Here is a 16,555-nt window from a genome sequence, read left to right as displayed (position 1 = left end):
CAAGGCAACGTTCAGCCGCAATCCATGCTTTCCGGCATATACGTTAGTTCCATAATCTATCTTATGTGATCTTTGCATGTAGCCGGGTGGGTTCAAGGATGAAGTGCGACTTGCGATAGATACCAATGGGTTGTCACTCGCAAGGAATGGCTCATGAGACGCACCTACTCCCAAATCGATATGGATGAACGTCGTAGGATCGCCCGGTGGCGAGCGGCTGGCCTGAGTGTCACTGTGATCGCCGAGAAGCTTGGGCGGCATCGCTCGACGATTTTCCGGGAACTCAGCCGCAATGCTTTCGACGATGTGCAAATGCCGGAGCTCAGCGGCTACTACTGTGTCACGGCCAACGAGATGGCGCGTGAGCGCAGAGCCAAGCTGCGCAAGCTTGCTCGGTTTGCGCATGTGCGCCGATCGGTGATCGAGCGGATCATGCATGGCTGGTCGCCGCAGCAGATCGCCGGCCGCATGCGGCTTGAGCGTCATCCGATTTCCGTCAGCTACGAGACGATCTACAAATTCGCCTATTCCGCAGACGGCCTTGCCATCAAGCTGTGGCGGCATCTGCCGGAACGTCGCGCGAGACGTCGACCGCGGCATGCCAGGCGGCGCTACGGCCGCCGTTTCAGCCCGGAACTCAACATTCTCCATCGTCCTGACGCGGTCGACGAGCGCAAGCAGTTCGGTCATTGGGAGTGCGATCTCATTCAATTTCGCAAGAAGTTCGGCAAGGCCAATGTGACGTCGCTGGTCGAGCGAGTCAGTCGCTTTGCCGTCTTCCTGCGCAACAACGACCGGCAATCGAAGCCGATCATGGACGGGCTGATCCAGGCGCTGCAGTCCCTGCCCCATCTCGCCCGCCGGTCGATTACCTTTGACCGTGGCACCGAATTCAGCGAATGGCCGTATCTCCAGGCTGGCATCGGAACGCAGACATGGTTCTGCGACCCGCAGGCGCCGTGGCAAAAAGGCACCGTTGAGAACACCAATCGCCGTGCTCGCAAATGGCTTTCGAGAGAGGTGGATCCTCTATCGATCACCGACGGTGACCTGAAGGACATTTGCGATCGGCTTAACTCGACGCCCCGAAAGTGCCTCGGCTATCGAACGCCCGCGGAAGTCTTCCGCAAGAAACTGCTCGCGCAAATGCGGCGTGTCGGTTAGCGTTGCACGCGCAAGTCGCAGTTCGGCGTGAACTCACACCGCAAAGTTAAAGTGTCCTGATCCTGCAAAGTTGGAATGTCACTCTCCCCGGGTTTTGATGACCTGGGAGGTTGCGGATGGGATTGATTGCGATGAGCGAGCGCGATCTGCAACGGATTGAGGTTTTGTCGAAAGTGATCGCCGGACGCATGACGTTGGCGTCGGCGGCGCGCGTGCTTGAACTGAGCACCCGTCAGGTCCGTCGTCTGCTGGAGCGGATCAACACTGGCGGCGCGGCTTCAATCCGGCATAAGGCGATCGGCCGACCCTCGAACAACCGGATCAGCGACGGTGTTCGGGATTATGCGGTGACGCTCGTTCGCGAACGCTATGCGGACTTCGGACCGACGTTGGCGGCCGAGAAGCTAGCCGAACGCGATGGACTGACGGTATCGCGCGAGACGCTGCGCCAATGGATGTCGGACGACGGCCTCTGGCTGTCGCGCAAGCAGCGGCGGACGTTTCATCAGCCACGCTTGCGACGCGAGGCCTATGGCGAGCTGGTGCAGATCGACGGGTCGGAGCATCGCTGGTTTGAGGATCGTGGGCCGTCATGCTCGCTGCTGGTGTTCGTCGATGATGCGACGGGCAAGTTGATGCAGGTGCGGTTTGTGCGTTCGGAAAGCGCCTTCACCTACTTTGAAGCGCTGGCGCTGTATCTCAAGCATCACGGGGCACCGGTCGCCTTTTACTCCGACAAGCATTCGGTGTTCCGGGTGGCGAAGAAGGATGCCAAGGGTGGCCAGGGCATGACGCAGTTCGGGCGAGCGCTTTGCGAGTTAAACATCGAGATTCTTTGCGCAAACTCCAGTCAAGCCAAAGGTCGCGTCGAACGGATGAACCGGACGCTGCAAGATCGCTTGGTCAAGGAATTAAGGCTGGCGGGTATCGACGACATGGAGGCTGGCAATGCATTTTTGCCTGGCTTCATAGAGCACTACAACGCGCGGTTTGCCATTGTCCCTGCCCGACCCGATGACCTGCACCGGCCGATGAACCTTGCACCGGATCGGCTGGCCGAGATCCTGTGCAAACGCGAGCAGCGCTATGTCGGAGCGCAACTGACGTTTTCGTTTGAGCGCCGGCGGATCATGCTCGAGGAGACCGAGGTGACGCGCGGTTTGGCTGGTCGCTATGTCGAAACCTATGCCTATGCGGATGGCCGATTGGATGTGCGGTGGAAAGGCCATTCCCTGTCCTACAGGGTGTTCGACAAGGACCAGCGGGTGACGCATGCGGCGATCACCGAGAACAAGCGGCTTTCCGATGTCCTGGCTTACATTAAGGAACGTCAGGACCAGCAGACGCAGCCGGCCGTGAAGACGAACAGCGACAAGAATGGCTACAAACCGCGTGGCCGCAAGCCGGGCAAGTGGACGGACTTCACGAACGATCCGGTGGTGATCGCGCGACGTGAGAAGGCCCTTTCCCGACTTGATGCTGCGGAATGATCCGTCATCGCAACATCTCAAAGCTAAAGCCGAAGAGGTGGCCACCACCCACCCCGATCTGATCTTGCAACCGGATCAGCCGGTCAGATCGGGGCTGGTCGTCGTGCCGTAGGGCAGCTCAAATTGACATTTTAACTTTGCGCCAAAGCGGACAGTTCAACTTGGCTGCCACATTGCATGTAGCCGGGTGGGTTCAAGGATGACATGCGACCCTCTTTCCAACGTTTGCGCAAAGCGCGCCCTCGCCACTTGCAGCACGCCCCTGGCGCTCAAGCCGTCCCAAACGCGGCACGCTCTTCCATGTAGGCCAATGGATCAGGTTCGTCTTTCATCATCGTCTTTCGCCAGGCTTCCTGCTCGGCGTTGATCAGCGCCAATTCCCAAACACAGGCAATGGCCGGTCTCCTTGCAGCATCCATCGGCTCAGAAGCCGTATAGAGCTTCCGATAGTTGCGCTGACACAGAACCGAACCTTGTATCCACCAGTGAGCCGAGATGGAGATGCCGAGGCTGCCGGGATGGACGATGACAAAGCCGGGGCCATTGCTATCGCCCTCAGCCGCCGCGCGCGGAATGACGTCCTGTCGGACGAATGACTGAGCCAGCGTCACCATCGCGTCATCGATGCGCCTGCAATCGGCGGCAAGGCCATAGGCTTTGAGGCCGCCGATGTTCCAGTCGCCCAGGGTAGAAACATCACGTGGGCGGTAAATCTCGATCGTTCCGGCATTCATCGGCGCTCCCATCGATACATTGCCTCCCGCCACCTTGGGTGGTGACATTCGGAGAAAAACGACGAACTGCCAAGCGGTCGGCAAACGTTAGCGTCGCATCGCGTGGAGAAGCTCAACCGGGAGCCTAACCCGGCTCAGCGCCTTTCCGCATGGCTGCCTCCATTGGGCGAGCCTGAATGGTTGGAAGGCTCCGCATAGCTGAGGTCGCGCATGTCAGCGGGCACTCGGCATTCCCCTACCCGCATTAGGTGCAATCATCGCCTTGACAAAAAAATCTGTCAAGGCGATGATTGCACCATGCTCGATCTCGATGTCATAGACGCGCCGGCCGCCGCCGCACTTGCCCTGGAGCCGATCAAGGCCCGTTTGCTGGCGGAACTTGCCGCGCCCGCATCGGCTGCCGCGCTGGCTGTGCGGGTGGGGCTGACGCGCCAGAAGGTCAACTACCATCTGCGTGCGCTCGAAGAGCACAAACTGATAGAACCGGCAGAGCAACGCCGCTGGGGCGGGTTGACCGAGCGCCTGATGGTCGCAACCGCCACGTCCTATGTAGTTTCGCCGGCGGCGCTGGGGCCGATTGCTGCCGACCCCGGGCGGAGCAGCGATCGCCTGTCTGCGAGCTATCTGGTCGCACTGGCGGCCCGCATGGTCCGTGAGGTCGGCGGACTGCTGCGCAGCGCCCGCACGCAGGACAAGCGCCTGGCAACGCTGTCGATCGACACCGTGATCAACTTTCGTTCGCCTGCGGAGCGCGCCACCTTTACCGCCGATCTCGCCCAGGCGGTGAGCGCGCTCGCTGCGCGCTACCACGACGAAGGCGCGCCGGACGCCCGGCCGCACCGGCTCATCATCGCCTCCTACCCTGGGCCGAGCGACGAGAGCGCAGCCAAGGGCGAACCCGACGACACCAACTCCTGAAAGGATAACCCATGCCGATCAAGAAGGATGGCAGCGGAAAGCGCTGGGTTGAAATGAAACTGATCGTGCCCGGCTCGCCCGAAGAGGTCTGGCAGGCGATCGCAACCGGCAGCGGCAACAATGCCTGGTTCACCAAGACGGAAATCGATGAGCGGGTCGGGGGCAAGATCGCCTTCGACTTCGGTCCGAACGGCAGCTCGACCGGCGAAGTGACGCATTGGGAGCCGCCTGCCCGCTTTGCCTATGTGGAACGCGAGTGGAGCGAGGGCGCGCCGCCGGTCGCAACCGAAATCACCGTCACGGCGCGTTCCGGCAATCGTTGCGTGCTGCGCATGGTGCATTCGCTGTTCACAGCGAACGACGACTGGGACGACCAGTTGGAAGGCTTCGAGGGCGGATGGCCGGCGTTCTTCGAGATCCTGAAGATCTATCTCGCACATTTCGCCGGCGAGAAGGCGGTCAGCAGCTTCGCCATGGTTTCAACCGGGGAACCGCAGGCAAGTGTCTGGGAACGCCTGACCGAAGCGCTGGGACTTGTCGGCGCCAATGTCGGCGAGGAGCGCAGCACGCCACCACGGCCCGAACGCCTTGCCGGCATCGTCGAACGGGTGCAGCAGGACACCAAGCAACGCTATTTGCTGCTGCGCCTGAAGGAACCCGGCGCCGGCATCGCGCTCATCGGAAGCTACTCGACCGGCGAAGGCACCAATGCCAGCATCGCGCTCTATCACTATGGAGACGGTGCCAAGTCGCGCGCGAAAGGCAGCGAGCCGAAATGGCAGGAATGGATGGCGACAACGTTCAACTAGATCGCCCATTGGCAGCGGGCGCCTCGCCGCCGCCAGCCTGCGCACGCCATTACGCGGACATCACCAACTTATGATATCTGATATCTGACTTTCATATCGCCAGGCAACAAATTGAATTAACACGATTTACATAGACAGATCTGAGCAACTATCTGAAGCTGCCACCAAAGCTCCTGTTTCCAAAAGCCGCGACTGTCCTATGGTCTTTCATTGCGGCTATGGAGATCGACGATGTTCAGGAGCTTTGCGATTGCCCTCGGTATGGTGGCACAACTGGCAGCCGCGACTGCCGCTTGTGCGGAGGAACCCGTCGATACGGCGCGAACGATCATACGGGAACAGATCACTGCCTTTCTGCAGGATGATGCGGAGACCGCCTACTCCTTCGCTTCACCCGCGATCCGCGGCAAGTTTCCCGATAAGGAAAGCTTCTTCGAGATGGTGAAGCGCGGCTACCAGCCCGTCTACCGGCCTGGTAACTTTGCTTTTGGTCGATCGAAGGTGGTTGGCGACCAGGTGCTGCAGGAAGTTCTGATCTCGGCGCCAGACGGCAGGGACTGGACCGCAGTCTACGAACTCGTGAAGCAGCCGGATGGCAGCTACAAGATCAACGGCGTGATGATTTTGCAGTCGGCGTCGGGACCGGCCATCTGAGACACCGGTCCGCTGGCGGCCATCAAACCGGGGGAAGGTCCCCTCGCCGCCAGGTTTCCTGCGTTTCGGCCATGAAGTCAGCGAAGCGACCTTCTTCGATCGCCAGGCGAATTCCGGCCATCAGTTCCTGATAGTAGGCCAGATTGTTCCAGCTGAGCAGCATTCCGCCGAGCGATTCGTTCGAGCGGATCAGATGGTGCAGATAGGCACGCGAATAGTCGCGCGTCGCAGGGCAAGAGGATTGCTCGTCGAGCGGGCGCATGTCTTCGGCGTGGCGGGCATTGCGCAGGTTGATGCGGCCGTGGCGCGTGAACGCGAGGCCGTGGCGTCCCGAGCGGGTCGGCATCACGCAGTCGAACATGTCGATGCCCTCGGCGACCGACCGCAGGATGTCGTCTGGCGTGCCGACGCCCATCAGGTAACGGGGCTTGTCCACCGGCATGATCGGGCAGGTAATGTCGAGCATGCGCAGCATCACCTCCTGCGGCTCGCCGACGGCGAGACCGCCCACCGCATAGCCCTTGAGATCGAGGCCCTTCAGCGCTTCAGCCGAGCGTTCGCGCAGCTTCGGGATATCGCCGCCCTGCACGATGCCGAACATCGCCTTGCCCGGCTGGTCGCCGAAGGCGACCTTGCAGCGCTCGGCCCAACGCAGCGACATTTCCATCGCGCGCTCGATTTCCTTTGGCTCGGCCGGCAGCGCCACGCATTCGTCGAGCTGCATCTGGATGTCGCTGTCGAGCAAGCCTTGAATCTCGATCGAGCGCTCCGGCGACATATGGAAGAGCGCGCCATCGACGTGGCTCTTGAAGGTGACGCCCTGCTCGTCGAGCTTGCGAAGGCCCGCCAGCGACATGACCTGGAAGCCGCCCGAATCCGTGAGGATCGGGCCCTGCCAGCGGATCAGGCCATGCAGACCGCCGAGCCGCGCGACGCGTTCGGCGCCTGGGCGCAGCATCAGGTGGTAGGTATTGCCGAGAATGATGTCGGCGCCAAGATCCTTCACCTGGTCGAGATACATCGCCTTGACCGTGCCGACGGTACCGACGGGCATGAAGGCCGGTGTGCGGATCGTGCCGCGCGGCATGGACACTTCGCCGCGACGGGCCTTGCCGTCGGTCTTGTGTAGCTTGAACTGGAAGGTCTCGGTCATTTAGTCTTTCCGGAAAAGCAGGCTGGCGTCGCCATAGGAATAGAAGCGGTAGCCGGTTTCGATCGCGTGCGCGTAGGCCGCGCGCATCGTGTCCAGGCCGCTAAAGGCCGAAACCAGCATGAACAGCGTTGATTTCGGCAGATGGAAATTGGTCATCAGCATGTCCACCGCGCGGAAGCGGTAGCCGGGCGTGATGAAGATACCCGTCGGACCGGACCAGGACTTGACCGTGCCGTCTTCCGAGGTGGCGCTTTCGATCAACCGCAGCGAGGTAGTGCCGACGCAGACGATGCGCCCGCCCCTCGCCTTGACGGCGTTCAGCCTCTCGGCGGTCCGGGCATCGACGTGGCCGATCTCCTGGTGCATCACGTGGTCGTCGGTATCATCAGCCTTGACCGGCAGGAACGTACCCGCGCCCACATGCAGCGTCACGAAGTGGCGCTCGATGCCGGCCTCGTCGAGCTTGGCGAAAAGACGGTCGGTGAAATGCAGACCGGCGGTCGGCGCCGCAACGGCGCCCTCCTCTCGGGCATACATGGTCTGGTAGTCGGCGCGGTCCTGCGCATCCTCGGCGCGCTTGGAAGCGATGTAAGGCGGCAAGGGAATGTGGCCGACCGCCATGATCGCCTCGTCAAGCGAGGGACCCGAGAGATCAAAGCGCAGCGTCACTTCGCCGGCATCGCCCTTTTCCTCGACGGTCGCGTCGAGCGTTCCGAGAAAGCAGCTTGAGCCACCGTGGCCGAAGGCAATGCGGTCGTCGACCTTGAGGCGTCGTGCCGGGCGGGCGAAAGCCTTCCAGCGGTCGGGTGCGACCCGCATATGCAGCGTCAGCGAAACTTGCGTCGCGATCTCCTCGCCGCGGCGGCGGATGCCTTCGAGCTGCGCCGGGATCACCTTGGTGTCGTTGAAGACAAGCGCGTCGCCTTCCCTCAGGAACGACGGCAGGTCGAGCACGCCCTTGTCCGCAAGAACGTCGGCGCCATCGGGGCGCACCACGAGCATACGGGCGCTGTCGCGCGGGCTTGCGGGCCGAAGCGCAATCGAAGTTTCCGGGAGGTCGAAGTCGAACAGGTCTACGCGCATTGTTATCTTCAGACAAAAGCAAACCCGCCCCGGCGCAGTTGGCGACCGGGGCGGGTTCGTGCATTAGCGCAAATCAGGCGTCTGCGGCAACCCGCATCGTGACGATCGTATCGGGATCGCGCACCGGCTCGCCGCGCTTGATCTTGTCGATGTTGTCCATGCCTTCGATGACCTGGCCCCAGACAGAGTACTGCTTGTTGAGCCACGGCGCGTCGGTGAAGCAGATGAAGAACTGCGAGTTGGCCGAGTTCGGCATCTGGCTACGGGCCATCGAGCACGTGCCGCGAACGTGGCTGACGTTCGAGAATTCGGCCTTCAGGTCCGGCTTTGAGGAGCCGCCCATGCCGGCGCGGGCCGGGTTGAAGTGCTCGCCGCCGGTCTTGCCGTACTGCACGTCGCCGGTCTGGGCCATGAAGTCCTCGATCACGCGGTGGAATACCACGCCGTCATAGGCGCCTTCGCGGGCCAGTTCCTTGATGCGGGCGACATGCCCCGGAGCGACGTCGGGCAGAAGCTCGATGACGACTTTGCCCTTGGTGGTCTCCAGGATGATCGTGTTTTCCGGATCCTTGATCTCGGCCATGGGTTTTCTCCTTCTGTTGATTTTACTTGCCGACCTTGACGCTGATCATGCGGTCGGGATCGGTGACGGAGCCGTTGTTGGCGTCGTCGCCGAGCTTGATCTTGTCGACATTCTCCATGCCGGAGACGACCTTGCCGACGACCGTGTACTGGCCGTTGAGGAAGTCGCCCGGGGCGAACATGATGAAGAACTGCGAATTCGCGCTGTTCGGGTCCTGCGAGCGAGCCATGCCGACCGTGCCGCGTTCAAACGGGACGTCGGAGAACTCTGCCGGGACGTCCGGACGCGACGAACCGCCGGTGCCGGCAGCCTGCGGCTGGTAGCCGTTTTCCATGTCGCCATACTGCACGTCGCCGGTCTGGGCCATGAAGCCCTTGATCACGCGGTGGAAAGCGACGTTGTCGTATTCACCGGCCGCGGCCAGCGCCTTGATCTGCTCGACATGCTTCGGCGCGATGTCAGGCCTGAGTTCGACGACGACCGGACCATCCTTGAGCGTGATGGTGATGAAGTTGTCGGCCGCTTGCGCAAGCGCCGTGCCCGTGAAGGAGGCAAGCGCGATGGCGCCGGCAAATGCGAGGTGGAGGATTTTCATGGTTTCTCCCTGCGTGGTGAATTTGGGGCCGCCCGTCAGGTACGGCGTTTGGCCTGCAGTGCTTCGTAGACGGACTTGGGCACGAAGGCACTGACGTCGCCGCCCATGGCCGCGATCTGGCGGACCAATGTGGCCGTAATGGGCCGTGATGCCGTGCCCGCCGGCAAGAACAAGGTCTGGATATCCGGCGCCATCTGCCGGTTCATCCCGGCCATCTGCATCTCGTAGTCGAGGTCGGTGCCATCGCGAAGGCCGCGCACAAGCAGCTTTGCGCCGCGCTCTCGCGCCGCGTCGACGACCAGATTGTCGAAGGAAACGACATCGATGTCGCCTGCCCTGTCCGGCAGAAATTCCTGGAGCGAGCGGCGGATGAGCTCGGCGCGTTCGTCGAAGGAGAAGAGTGGTGCTTTGCCGGGGTGGATGCCGATCGCGACGATGACTTTCGCCGCCACGTTCAGCGCCTGCACGAGCACATCGAGATGCCCGTTCGTCATCGGATCGAAGGAGCCGGGATAAAATGCCGTGGTCATCGCACCTGTTTCCGTTTGGTGAAGCCTTTTGTCACGGACGGCGACAGATCGCAAGAGTTGTACGGCGGTTGACCCTGTTCCCTGGGAAACAGCGGGACAGAAAGAATGAATGCTAGATGAATGCCATGTTCAACGGTGCTTCACAGCAAAGACGTTAAGTGTAGTGCCAGTAACAACGGAACTTTTTTGAACGTACTGCCGTTTAGGATGCGAAAGGATTACGGCTATGGGACTTGCTCTGTTTTCGATGGCGATGTTTTTCGCGATGATCTTTGCGACGATACATGGACTGCGCAACGAGTCCCGTGACCGGCGCGAGCGCTACGCGACCCAGAAAATCTTCCGTTGATGGAGGGCACTATGGCCACCCTATTCATGATCGCGGCAGCGGTCATTAGTCTCGTATTCTTGATCGACTTTGCCCGGACGATACGCGACCTCCAGCGCGATCGCCAGGGTTCGGAACGGCTCGACGGCTTCAACGTCTAGCAGTTCCAAAGCTTCGTAAAACGAAGCGTGGTAGTAAGCGGCCGTCGTTCCCTTCCCCTGAGGCGACCGCCATTGTAAGCCGGACGGCATCCCCTGCCCGTCCGGCTTTTTCTTTTCTCTTCTTCGCCCCAAGTCAGGCGCCCTTAGCGGCAGCCTTCGCCGTGATCTCGCCGAGCATCCGGAAGAAGCGCCAGTTCAACAGCACCGCGGCGGCTGCAAGCCCGAGGACGAAGCCGAACCACACGCCGATCCCGCCGAAATTGAAGGGAAAGGCAAAGAGCCAGGCGCAGACGAAGCCGATCGGCCAATAAGAAACCATCGCCAGCAGCATCGGCACCTTTGTGTCCTTCAGGCCGCGCAGCATGCCGGCGGCGATCGCCTGCATGCCATCGACGAGCTGAAACGCACCGGCAATGACAATGAGCGGAGCCGCGAAGGCAAGCACCGCCGCAGCGTCCGGACGGGCTGTGTCGAGATAAAGGGCAGCCAGTTGGCTGGGGAAGAATGCGAAGATGGCGCTGCCGACAATGGCAAAGCCGGCGCCGAGCACCAGCGAAGCGATCGCCGCGCGCCGAACGCCCAGGAGGTCACCGCGGCCATAGGCAAGCCCGACCCGCACCGTGGCGGCCTGCGCAAGCCCGAGCGGGATCATGAAGGCCATCGAGGCGAATTGCAGCGCGATGCCGTGCGCCGCAAGCTCGACCGTGCCGATCGTGCCCATCAGCAGCGAGGCGACGGTGAACAGGCTGACCTCGGCAAGGATCGTCAGCGAAATCGGAATTCCGAGAAAAACGACTTCGCGGAAGGCGACCCAGTCGGGCCGCCAGAAGCGGACGAAGAGTTCGTACTGGTTGAGTTCCGGCTTGGTCTTGATATAGCCGATCGTCAGCGCAGCGCCGAGCACGGCAACGCCAAGCGCTGCGACCGCCGCACCGAAGATGCCGAGTTTCGGGAAGCCGAAGTGGCCGAAGATCAGCACGTAGCAGAGCGCGGCATTGAGCACGAGCGTCGCCAGCGTGACATAGAGAATGATCCCTGCCCTCTCCAGGCCGCTCAGGAAGGCCCTCAGCACCATGAAGATGAGGCCGGGGAAGATCGCCCATTGCGCGATGCGGACATATTCTCCTGCAAGGGCTGCGACCTTGGGCTGCTGGCCGGCAAATAGCAGGATCGGCTCGGCCATCCAGAGGATCGGCGCGGTCAACAGGCCGTAGAGCATCACCACCCACATGCCCATGCGCACCGAGCGGCGCACCGAAACCTTGTCGCCACGGCCGACGGCCTGTGCTGCCATCGGCACCACCGCATTGGCAAATCCGTTGCCGAAAACATAGACGGTGAAATACATCTGGGTCGCGAGGATGATCGCCGCGAGCTCGGTGGCGCCGAGCTTACCGACCATCAGGACGTCCGTCGTGTTGATCGCGAGCTGCGCAAGCTGCGCACCGATGAACGGCACGCCCAGACAGAAGCTCGCGCGATAGTGCGTCCGCCAGGAATTGTCGGTCGTCAACGGTATCGGGCTCGCATTCGCGGTCAGCATGGCAGATTCCTGGCAGTCAATGCGGCTCCGGGCCGCAACCGAAGATCGGGGGGAGGAATCCGGAAATAGAATACCGTCGGGCAAAGAGCCAGCCGCAAGGGCGAGGTTGCTCAAAGTTTCATCGATAGATCACGAAAATTGATCAATTTCCGTGCAATCGTGGCCGCTCCATCGCCTCTGGCTCGTCCGGCGCTACGGCGTCGGCCGGCCCGACATTCTCTGCGCCTTGCGGTCCGACCGCCCTGCTTCTCGGTATCTTCAGGAAGAACACGATAAGCGCGCCGACGAGGAAGCAACTGGCGAGCGCATAGGGCGCGCCGGCAAAGGCGACGGGCGCGGCAGGGCTGGTGAAATAACCGAAGGCCTGGGTGAAGATCAACGGACCGATGATCGTGGTGATGCTGCCGATGCTGGTCAGCGCGCCCTGAAGCTCGCCTTGTGCCGACGACGGCACGTGGGCCGCGGCGATACTGCGCAGCGGCGGATCAGCGAGGCTTTCGAGCGCGGTCGCGATGATCACCGCATAGATCATCCACCCCTGCCAGGCGCCGGCATAGCCGATGGCTCCGAGCGTGGTGAAGGTCAGGCCGAGCACGGCCGTGCGCCACTCCCCAAGCCGCGGCACCACGCGCGGCAGGATGACGGCCATGACGAAGGCACCGCCGATACCGAAGATCCCGAGCGAAAGTCCGATCTGCCCCTCGCTCCAGCCGTAGCGGTAGCTGGAAACGAAGGACCAGACGGCCGGATAGACCGAATGGGCAAGCCAAAAGAGAAAGAACACCAGCCCCACCCAGCCGATGCCGGGGTAATTGCGCATCTGCTTGAGGGCGCCGAGCGGGTTGGCGCGTTTCCACTCGAAGCGGCGGCGGTTGGCGCTGTCGAGCGTCTCGGGCAGCAGGAATACGCCAAGGATAAAGTTGACGAAGGACAGCGCTGCCGCGCCGTAGAACGGGACCCGCGGGCCGAGTTCGCCAAGCAGACCGCCAAGCACCGGCCCGAGCGCGAAGCCGGTACCAAAGGCAATGCCGATCAGCCCGAAATTCTTGGCTCGGTTCCCGTCATGACTGATGTCGGCGATGTAGGCCGATGCCGTGCCGAAGCTGGCGCCGCTGACGCCGGCGAGTACACGACCGATGAACAGCATCCAGTAGCTGGTGGCGAGCGCGCAGATCAGGTTGTCGAGCGCGAAAGTGAAGACGGATGCGAGCAGCACCGGGCGGCGGCCGAATCGATCGCTGAGATTGCCGATCAGCGGCGCAAAGAGAAACTGCATCGCCGCATAGACGAGCAGCAGCCATCCACCATCGATCGCCGCCTCGCTGACATTGGCGCCGGTCAATTCCTTAAGATAGGCCGGCAGCACCGGCACGATGATTGCGATGCCAATGATATCGAGAAACAGGATGAGGAAGACGAGGAACAGGCCGCGTCGCACAAATTTCTCGTCGCGCATGCGATCCCTCCCCGGCGGCCTGCCCCGGGAAAAGAGACAGAACGTGAACAACGCTACCAATTTAGGTGTAACGGATCATTTCGCACGAAACAATCCGTGAACGTCTCAAATTTTCTGATGGGACTATCGCAATGGTTGATAGGTCGAGCGATCTACAGCCTATGCCTCAGCGATGATCCCGCCGCTGTTCGCGCTTCAGGAAGTCCACGAAGGCACGCAACGCCGCCGGCATATGCTTGCGGCTTGCATAATAGAGAAGCGGACCGGAGAAGCTCGTCGTCCACGCCTCAAGGATGAGCATCAGGCGCCCTGCGGCCACCGCGGGCGCGATGAATTCCTCGAACGTCCGGATCACGCCAAGGCCGTCGATGGCCGCCCCGAGTTCGAGATCGATCGTGTTGGCGGTGACGACGGCTGGCGGCGCGATCGTCAGCGCCGCCTCGCCCTCGCCGAACTCCCAGGGAAGCGAGAAGCCGCTGGCGAAGCGGTGGCGAATGCAGGCGTGTTCAAGCAGGTCGCGCGGATGGCCGGGCACGCCGCGCCTTGCGAGATAATCCGGCGCTGCGGCGGTGACATAACGCTGGCGGCTCGGCCCGATCGGGATCGCGATCATGTCGCGCTCGACGCGTTCCTCGTAGCGGACGCCCGCATCGAAACCGGCAGCGAGGACATCGACGAAACCGTCCTCCGCCGTCACCTCCAGGGAAATTGCCGGGTGCTCGCGCAAGAACCGGCCGATGATCGGTGGTAGAATTTCGCGCGCGACGATGGTCGGAACGTTCAGTTTTAGCGTTCCCGCCGGACTGTCGCGCATCTCGTTGACCTGATCGAGCGCACCGGCGATCTCGCCAAGGGCCGGCGTCAGCCGATCGAGCAGCCGCGTGCCCGCCTCCGTCACGGTGACGCTGCGGGTCGTGCGGTTGAGCAGGCGCACCTGCAGCTTCGCTTCAAGGCGGCGGAGCGCCTCGCTCAGCGCCGACGCGGAAACGCCGCGCTTCTTCGCAGCCGCGCGGAAGCTCCGCGCCGCGGCCACTGCGGTGAAGGCATCGAGATCGGCAAGCGGCAAGTCGTCCATTGTGCGGAATTTCGTACAAGTCGTTCGATTGAGATCGGATTATCGCACGGCATCGGACGAAGTAAACAGGAGACCGAGCAAACGGCCGGCTGGTTTTCGGCCTTGTCGAAGGAGAACGAAGATGGATTACGTTTCACTCGGAAAGACCGGTCTCTCGGTTTCGGCGCTCGGCCTCGGTTGCATGGGCATGTCCGGCATGTACGGCCCTGCGGACCGGGCCGAAAGCATCGCCACGATCCATGCAGCGCTGGAAGCCGGCATCACGCTGCTCGACACCGGCGATTTCTACGGCATGGGTCACAACGAGATGCTGATCGGCGAAGCGTTGAAGGGCGGAAGGCGCGACAGGGCGCTGCTGAGCGTGAAGTTCGGCGCCCTGCGCGATGCCGCCGGCAACTGGTTGGACTACGATTGCCGGCCCAAGGCCGTTCGCAATTTTCTCGCCTACACGCTGCAGAGGCTCGGCGTCGACCATATCGACATCTATCGTCCCGCCCGGCTCGACCCGGATGTGCCGATCGAGGACACCATTGGCGCAATCGCCGATCTGGTGAAGGCGGGTTACGTCAGGCATGTCGGCCTCTCGGAAGTCGGATCAGAAACCATCCGGCGTGCGGCGGCCGTGTATCCGATCGTCGACCTGCAGATCGAGTATTCGCTGATTTCGCGCGGCATCGAGGATGAGATCCTGCCGACCTGCCGCGAACTCGGTATCGGCATCACCGCCTACGGCGTCCTTTCACGCGGGCTGATCAGCGGCCATTGGCAGAAAGGCGCGGCCGGCAAGGGCGATTTCCGCGCCATGAGCCCGCGGTTTCAGGAAGGCAACATCGATCGAAACCTCGCCCTCGTCGAGGCTTTGAGACGAATCGCCGAAGGCAAGGGCGTGTCGGTGGCTCAGACCGCGATCGCCTGGGTTGCGGCCAAGGGCAAGGACATCGTGCCGCTCGTCGGCGCGCGGCGGCGTGATCGACTGGCAGAGGCCCTGTCGTCGCGCGACGTCCATCTCAGCGCAGACGATCTGACGGTGATCGAACAGGCAGTGCCGAAGAATGCGGCAGCCGGCGCGCGGTATCCAGAAGCCCAGCTCGCCCACATGGACAGCGAGCGCTAAGCCACAAACGAAAGGGCCGGCAGACAAGCCGGCCCTTTCGAATGATTCTGGTTCAAAGAAATCAGGCTGCGCCCGAGAAAGTATCACAGGCCGTCATCTTGCCGCTGTCGAAGCCGCGCTTGAACCAGCGCATGCGCTGCTCGGAGGTCCCGTGATTGAAGCTCTCGGGAACGACATAGCCCTGCATGCGCTTCTGCAGCGTATCATCGCCGATCTGGGTGGCCGCGTTCAGCGCCTCTTCAAGGTCGCCCTGTTCGAGCAGGCCCTTCTGCTGGGTGTACTTGCCCCAGACACCGGCGAAGCAATCGGCCTGCAGTTCGACGCGCACCGACATCTGGTTGGCTTCGGTCTCGCTCATCGACTGGCGCATCTGGTTGAACTTCGGCAGAACGCCGATCAGGTTCTGGACATGATGGCCGACCTCATGCGCGACGACATAGGCCTGGGCGAAATCGCCGGCCGCATCGAACTTCTGCGCGAGTTCGTCGAAGAAGCTCATGTCGAGATAGACCTTGCGGTCGCCCGGGCAATAGAACGGCCCGGAGGCAGCCGAAGCAAAGCCGCAGGCAGAACGCACCTGGCCACGGAAAAGCACCATCTTCGGCTCTTCATACTGCTGGCCGTTTGCCTGGAAGATGCCGTTCCAGGTGTCTTCAGTCTCGGCGAGCACCGTCGCCATGAACTGCTTCATTTCCTCTTCCTGAGCGGATCCGCGCGGTGCCGGCGAACCATCGCTCTGCTCGAAGCCCGGCATCTGCACCTGGCCGCCGCCGCCTTCCAGCACCTGCAGCATGTCGATGCCCATGGCCTTGAGGATGAAATAGAGCACGACGAGGAAGATAATCGTACCGAAGCTCATACCGCCTCCGGCGCGCCGCATGCCGCCGCCACCGCCTGGCATGCGGAAACCGCCCCCCCGCCCAAACGGGTTGCCGCCACCGGGGCTCGCGCCGCGCTGGTCTTCGATATTGTCGGATTGGCGGCGGCCCTTCCATTCCATGATCTGTCCTCCCCGGCCTCTGAAAGGCGTTGTCGGTCTGCTCTTTTATAAGACGGCCCTAACGTCGTTGTAAAACGCAATCGCGCCCCGTAAGTTCGCGATCTCACCAATCTTTTTGACAAGGCGGACACTTCGCCAAGGCGCTGCCGGCAGCCGGGCCGCCGG

18 protein-coding genes are annotated in these 16,555 nt (G+C 62.1%); 8 read left to right on the top strand and 10 right to left on the bottom strand.

The annotated features are described in order from the left end of the window. Positions 1–153 precede the first annotated feature (153 nt). Together AC3WVQ_RS07690 and AC3WVQ_RS07685 are read left to right on the top strand one after the other, a co-directional pair. Positions 154–1,164, top strand: coding sequence for an IS30 family transposase (locus AC3WVQ_RS07690; protein ID WP_060517157.1), 1,011 nt, complete (start codon positions 154–156; stop codon positions 1,162–1,164). Positions 1,165–1,280: 116 nt separating this feature from the next. Then, positions 1,281–2,654, top strand: a complete 1,374-nt coding sequence (locus tag AC3WVQ_RS07685) for an ISNCY family transposase (RefSeq protein WP_112984237.1) — start codon at positions 1,281–1,283, stop codon at positions 2,652–2,654. Positions 2,655–2,923: 269 nt separating this feature from the next. On the opposite strand, the gene AC3WVQ_RS07680 is transcribed toward AC3WVQ_RS07685, so the two are convergent. Further along, positions 2,924–3,400 carry a hypothetical protein gene (locus AC3WVQ_RS07680; RefSeq protein WP_244546734.1) on the bottom strand — a complete coding sequence of 159 codons (477 nt, stop codon included), beginning with the start codon at positions 3,398–3,400 and terminating at the stop codon, positions 2,924–2,926. A gap of 285 nt (positions 3,401–3,685) precedes the next feature. Here AC3WVQ_RS07680 and AC3WVQ_RS07675 point away from each other — a divergent pair, with 285 nt between their 5' ends. The 3 genes from AC3WVQ_RS07675 to AC3WVQ_RS07665 all read left to right on the top strand — a co-directional run bounded on the left by AC3WVQ_RS07675 (position 3,686) and on the right by AC3WVQ_RS07665 (position 5,769). Beyond that, entirely contained in the window at positions 3,686–4,306 is a 621-nt protein-coding gene (locus tag AC3WVQ_RS07675; protein ID WP_090295482.1) for a helix-turn-helix domain-containing protein, read from the top strand. 11 nt (positions 4,307–4,317) lie between these two features. Next, on the top strand, positions 4,318–5,115 hold the full coding sequence (locus AC3WVQ_RS07670) for an SRPBCC family protein (RefSeq protein WP_090295485.1): 798 nt from the start codon (positions 4,318–4,320) through the stop codon (positions 5,113–5,115). Positions 5,116–5,346: 231 nt separating this feature from the next. After that, entirely contained in the window at positions 5,347–5,769 is a 423-nt protein-coding gene (locus AC3WVQ_RS07665; protein ID WP_090295488.1) for a DUF4864 domain-containing protein, read from the top strand. 22 nt (positions 5,770–5,791) lie between these two features. On the opposite strand, the gene tgt is transcribed toward AC3WVQ_RS07665, so the two are convergent. From tgt to coaD, 5 genes are all read right to left on the bottom strand, one after another. Further along, a complete protein-coding gene (tgt, locus tag AC3WVQ_RS07660) occupies positions 5,792–6,922 on the bottom strand; it encodes a tRNA guanosine(34) transglycosylase Tgt (protein ID WP_034791366.1) in 1,131 nt (376 codons plus the stop codon). Beyond that, positions 6,923–8,005 (bottom strand): tRNA preQ1(34) S-adenosylmethionine ribosyltransferase-isomerase QueA, encoded by a 1,083-nt coding sequence (gene queA, locus AC3WVQ_RS07655; RefSeq protein ID WP_090295490.1) that lies wholly within the window; start codon positions 8,003–8,005, stop codon positions 6,923–6,925. It abuts the gene before it with no gap. 73 nt (positions 8,006–8,078) lie between these two features. Further along, positions 8,079–8,588 (bottom strand): peptidylprolyl isomerase, encoded by a 510-nt coding sequence (locus tag AC3WVQ_RS07650; protein ID WP_034791362.1) that lies wholly within the window; start codon positions 8,586–8,588, stop codon positions 8,079–8,081. Positions 8,589–8,610: 22 nt separating this feature from the next. Continuing rightward, entirely contained in the window at positions 8,611–9,183 is a 573-nt protein-coding gene (locus tag AC3WVQ_RS07645; protein ID WP_034791360.1) for a peptidylprolyl isomerase, read from the bottom strand. A gap of 35 nt (positions 9,184–9,218) precedes the next feature. Further along, a complete protein-coding gene (gene coaD, locus AC3WVQ_RS07640; protein WP_060517145.1) occupies positions 9,219–9,713 on the bottom strand; it encodes a pantetheine-phosphate adenylyltransferase in 495 nt (164 codons plus the stop codon). A gap of 226 nt (positions 9,714–9,939) precedes the next feature. On the opposite strand from coaD, the gene AC3WVQ_RS07635 reads away from it, so the two are divergent. Further along, the gene (locus AC3WVQ_RS07635; RefSeq protein ID WP_255380879.1) at positions 9,940–10,062 is read left to right on the top strand and encodes a hypothetical protein; all 123 of its coding nucleotides are present in this window, start codon (positions 9,940–9,942) and stop codon (positions 10,060–10,062) included. Positions 10,063–10,073: 11 nt separating this feature from the next. Next, the gene (locus tag AC3WVQ_RS07630; protein WP_255380878.1) at positions 10,074–10,202 is read left to right on the top strand and encodes a hypothetical protein; all 129 of its coding nucleotides are present in this window, start codon (positions 10,074–10,076) and stop codon (positions 10,200–10,202) included. Positions 10,203–10,335: 133 nt separating this feature from the next. On the opposite strand, the gene AC3WVQ_RS07625 is transcribed toward AC3WVQ_RS07630, so the two are convergent. The 3 genes from AC3WVQ_RS07625 to AC3WVQ_RS07615 all read right to left on the bottom strand — a co-directional run bounded on the left by AC3WVQ_RS07625 (position 10,336) and on the right by AC3WVQ_RS07615 (position 14,276). After that, positions 10,336–11,745, bottom strand: coding sequence for an MATE family efflux transporter (locus AC3WVQ_RS07625; protein WP_110819786.1), 1,410 nt, complete (start codon positions 11,743–11,745; stop codon positions 10,336–10,338). 142 nt (positions 11,746–11,887) lie between these two features. Beyond that, the gene (locus AC3WVQ_RS07620; RefSeq protein WP_090295496.1) at positions 11,888–13,201 is read right to left on the bottom strand and encodes a TCR/Tet family MFS transporter; all 1,314 of its coding nucleotides are present in this window, start codon (positions 13,199–13,201) and stop codon (positions 11,888–11,890) included. Positions 13,202–13,367: 166 nt separating this feature from the next. Continuing rightward, positions 13,368–14,276 carry a LysR family transcriptional regulator gene (locus AC3WVQ_RS07615; protein WP_090295498.1) on the bottom strand — a complete coding sequence of 303 codons (909 nt, stop codon included), beginning with the start codon at positions 14,274–14,276 and terminating at the stop codon, positions 13,368–13,370. 121 nt (positions 14,277–14,397) lie between these two features. Between AC3WVQ_RS07615 and AC3WVQ_RS07610 the strand changes: the two genes are divergently transcribed. Beyond that, positions 14,398–15,390, top strand: coding sequence for an aldo/keto reductase (locus AC3WVQ_RS07610; protein ID WP_110819787.1), 993 nt, complete (start codon positions 14,398–14,400; stop codon positions 15,388–15,390). Between the two features lie 61 nt (positions 15,391–15,451). Here the strand turns inward: AC3WVQ_RS07610 and ypfJ are convergent, their stop codons facing one another. Further along, positions 15,452–16,390, bottom strand: coding sequence for a KPN_02809 family neutral zinc metallopeptidase (gene ypfJ, locus AC3WVQ_RS07605; protein ID WP_034791344.1), 939 nt, complete (start codon positions 16,388–16,390; stop codon positions 15,452–15,454). Positions 16,391–16,555: the final 165 nt, after the last annotated feature.

Source organism: Ensifer sp. EB106-05-01-XG146 (assembly GCF_058791875.1).
This window is presented reverse-complemented; position numbering and strand designations above follow the sequence as displayed.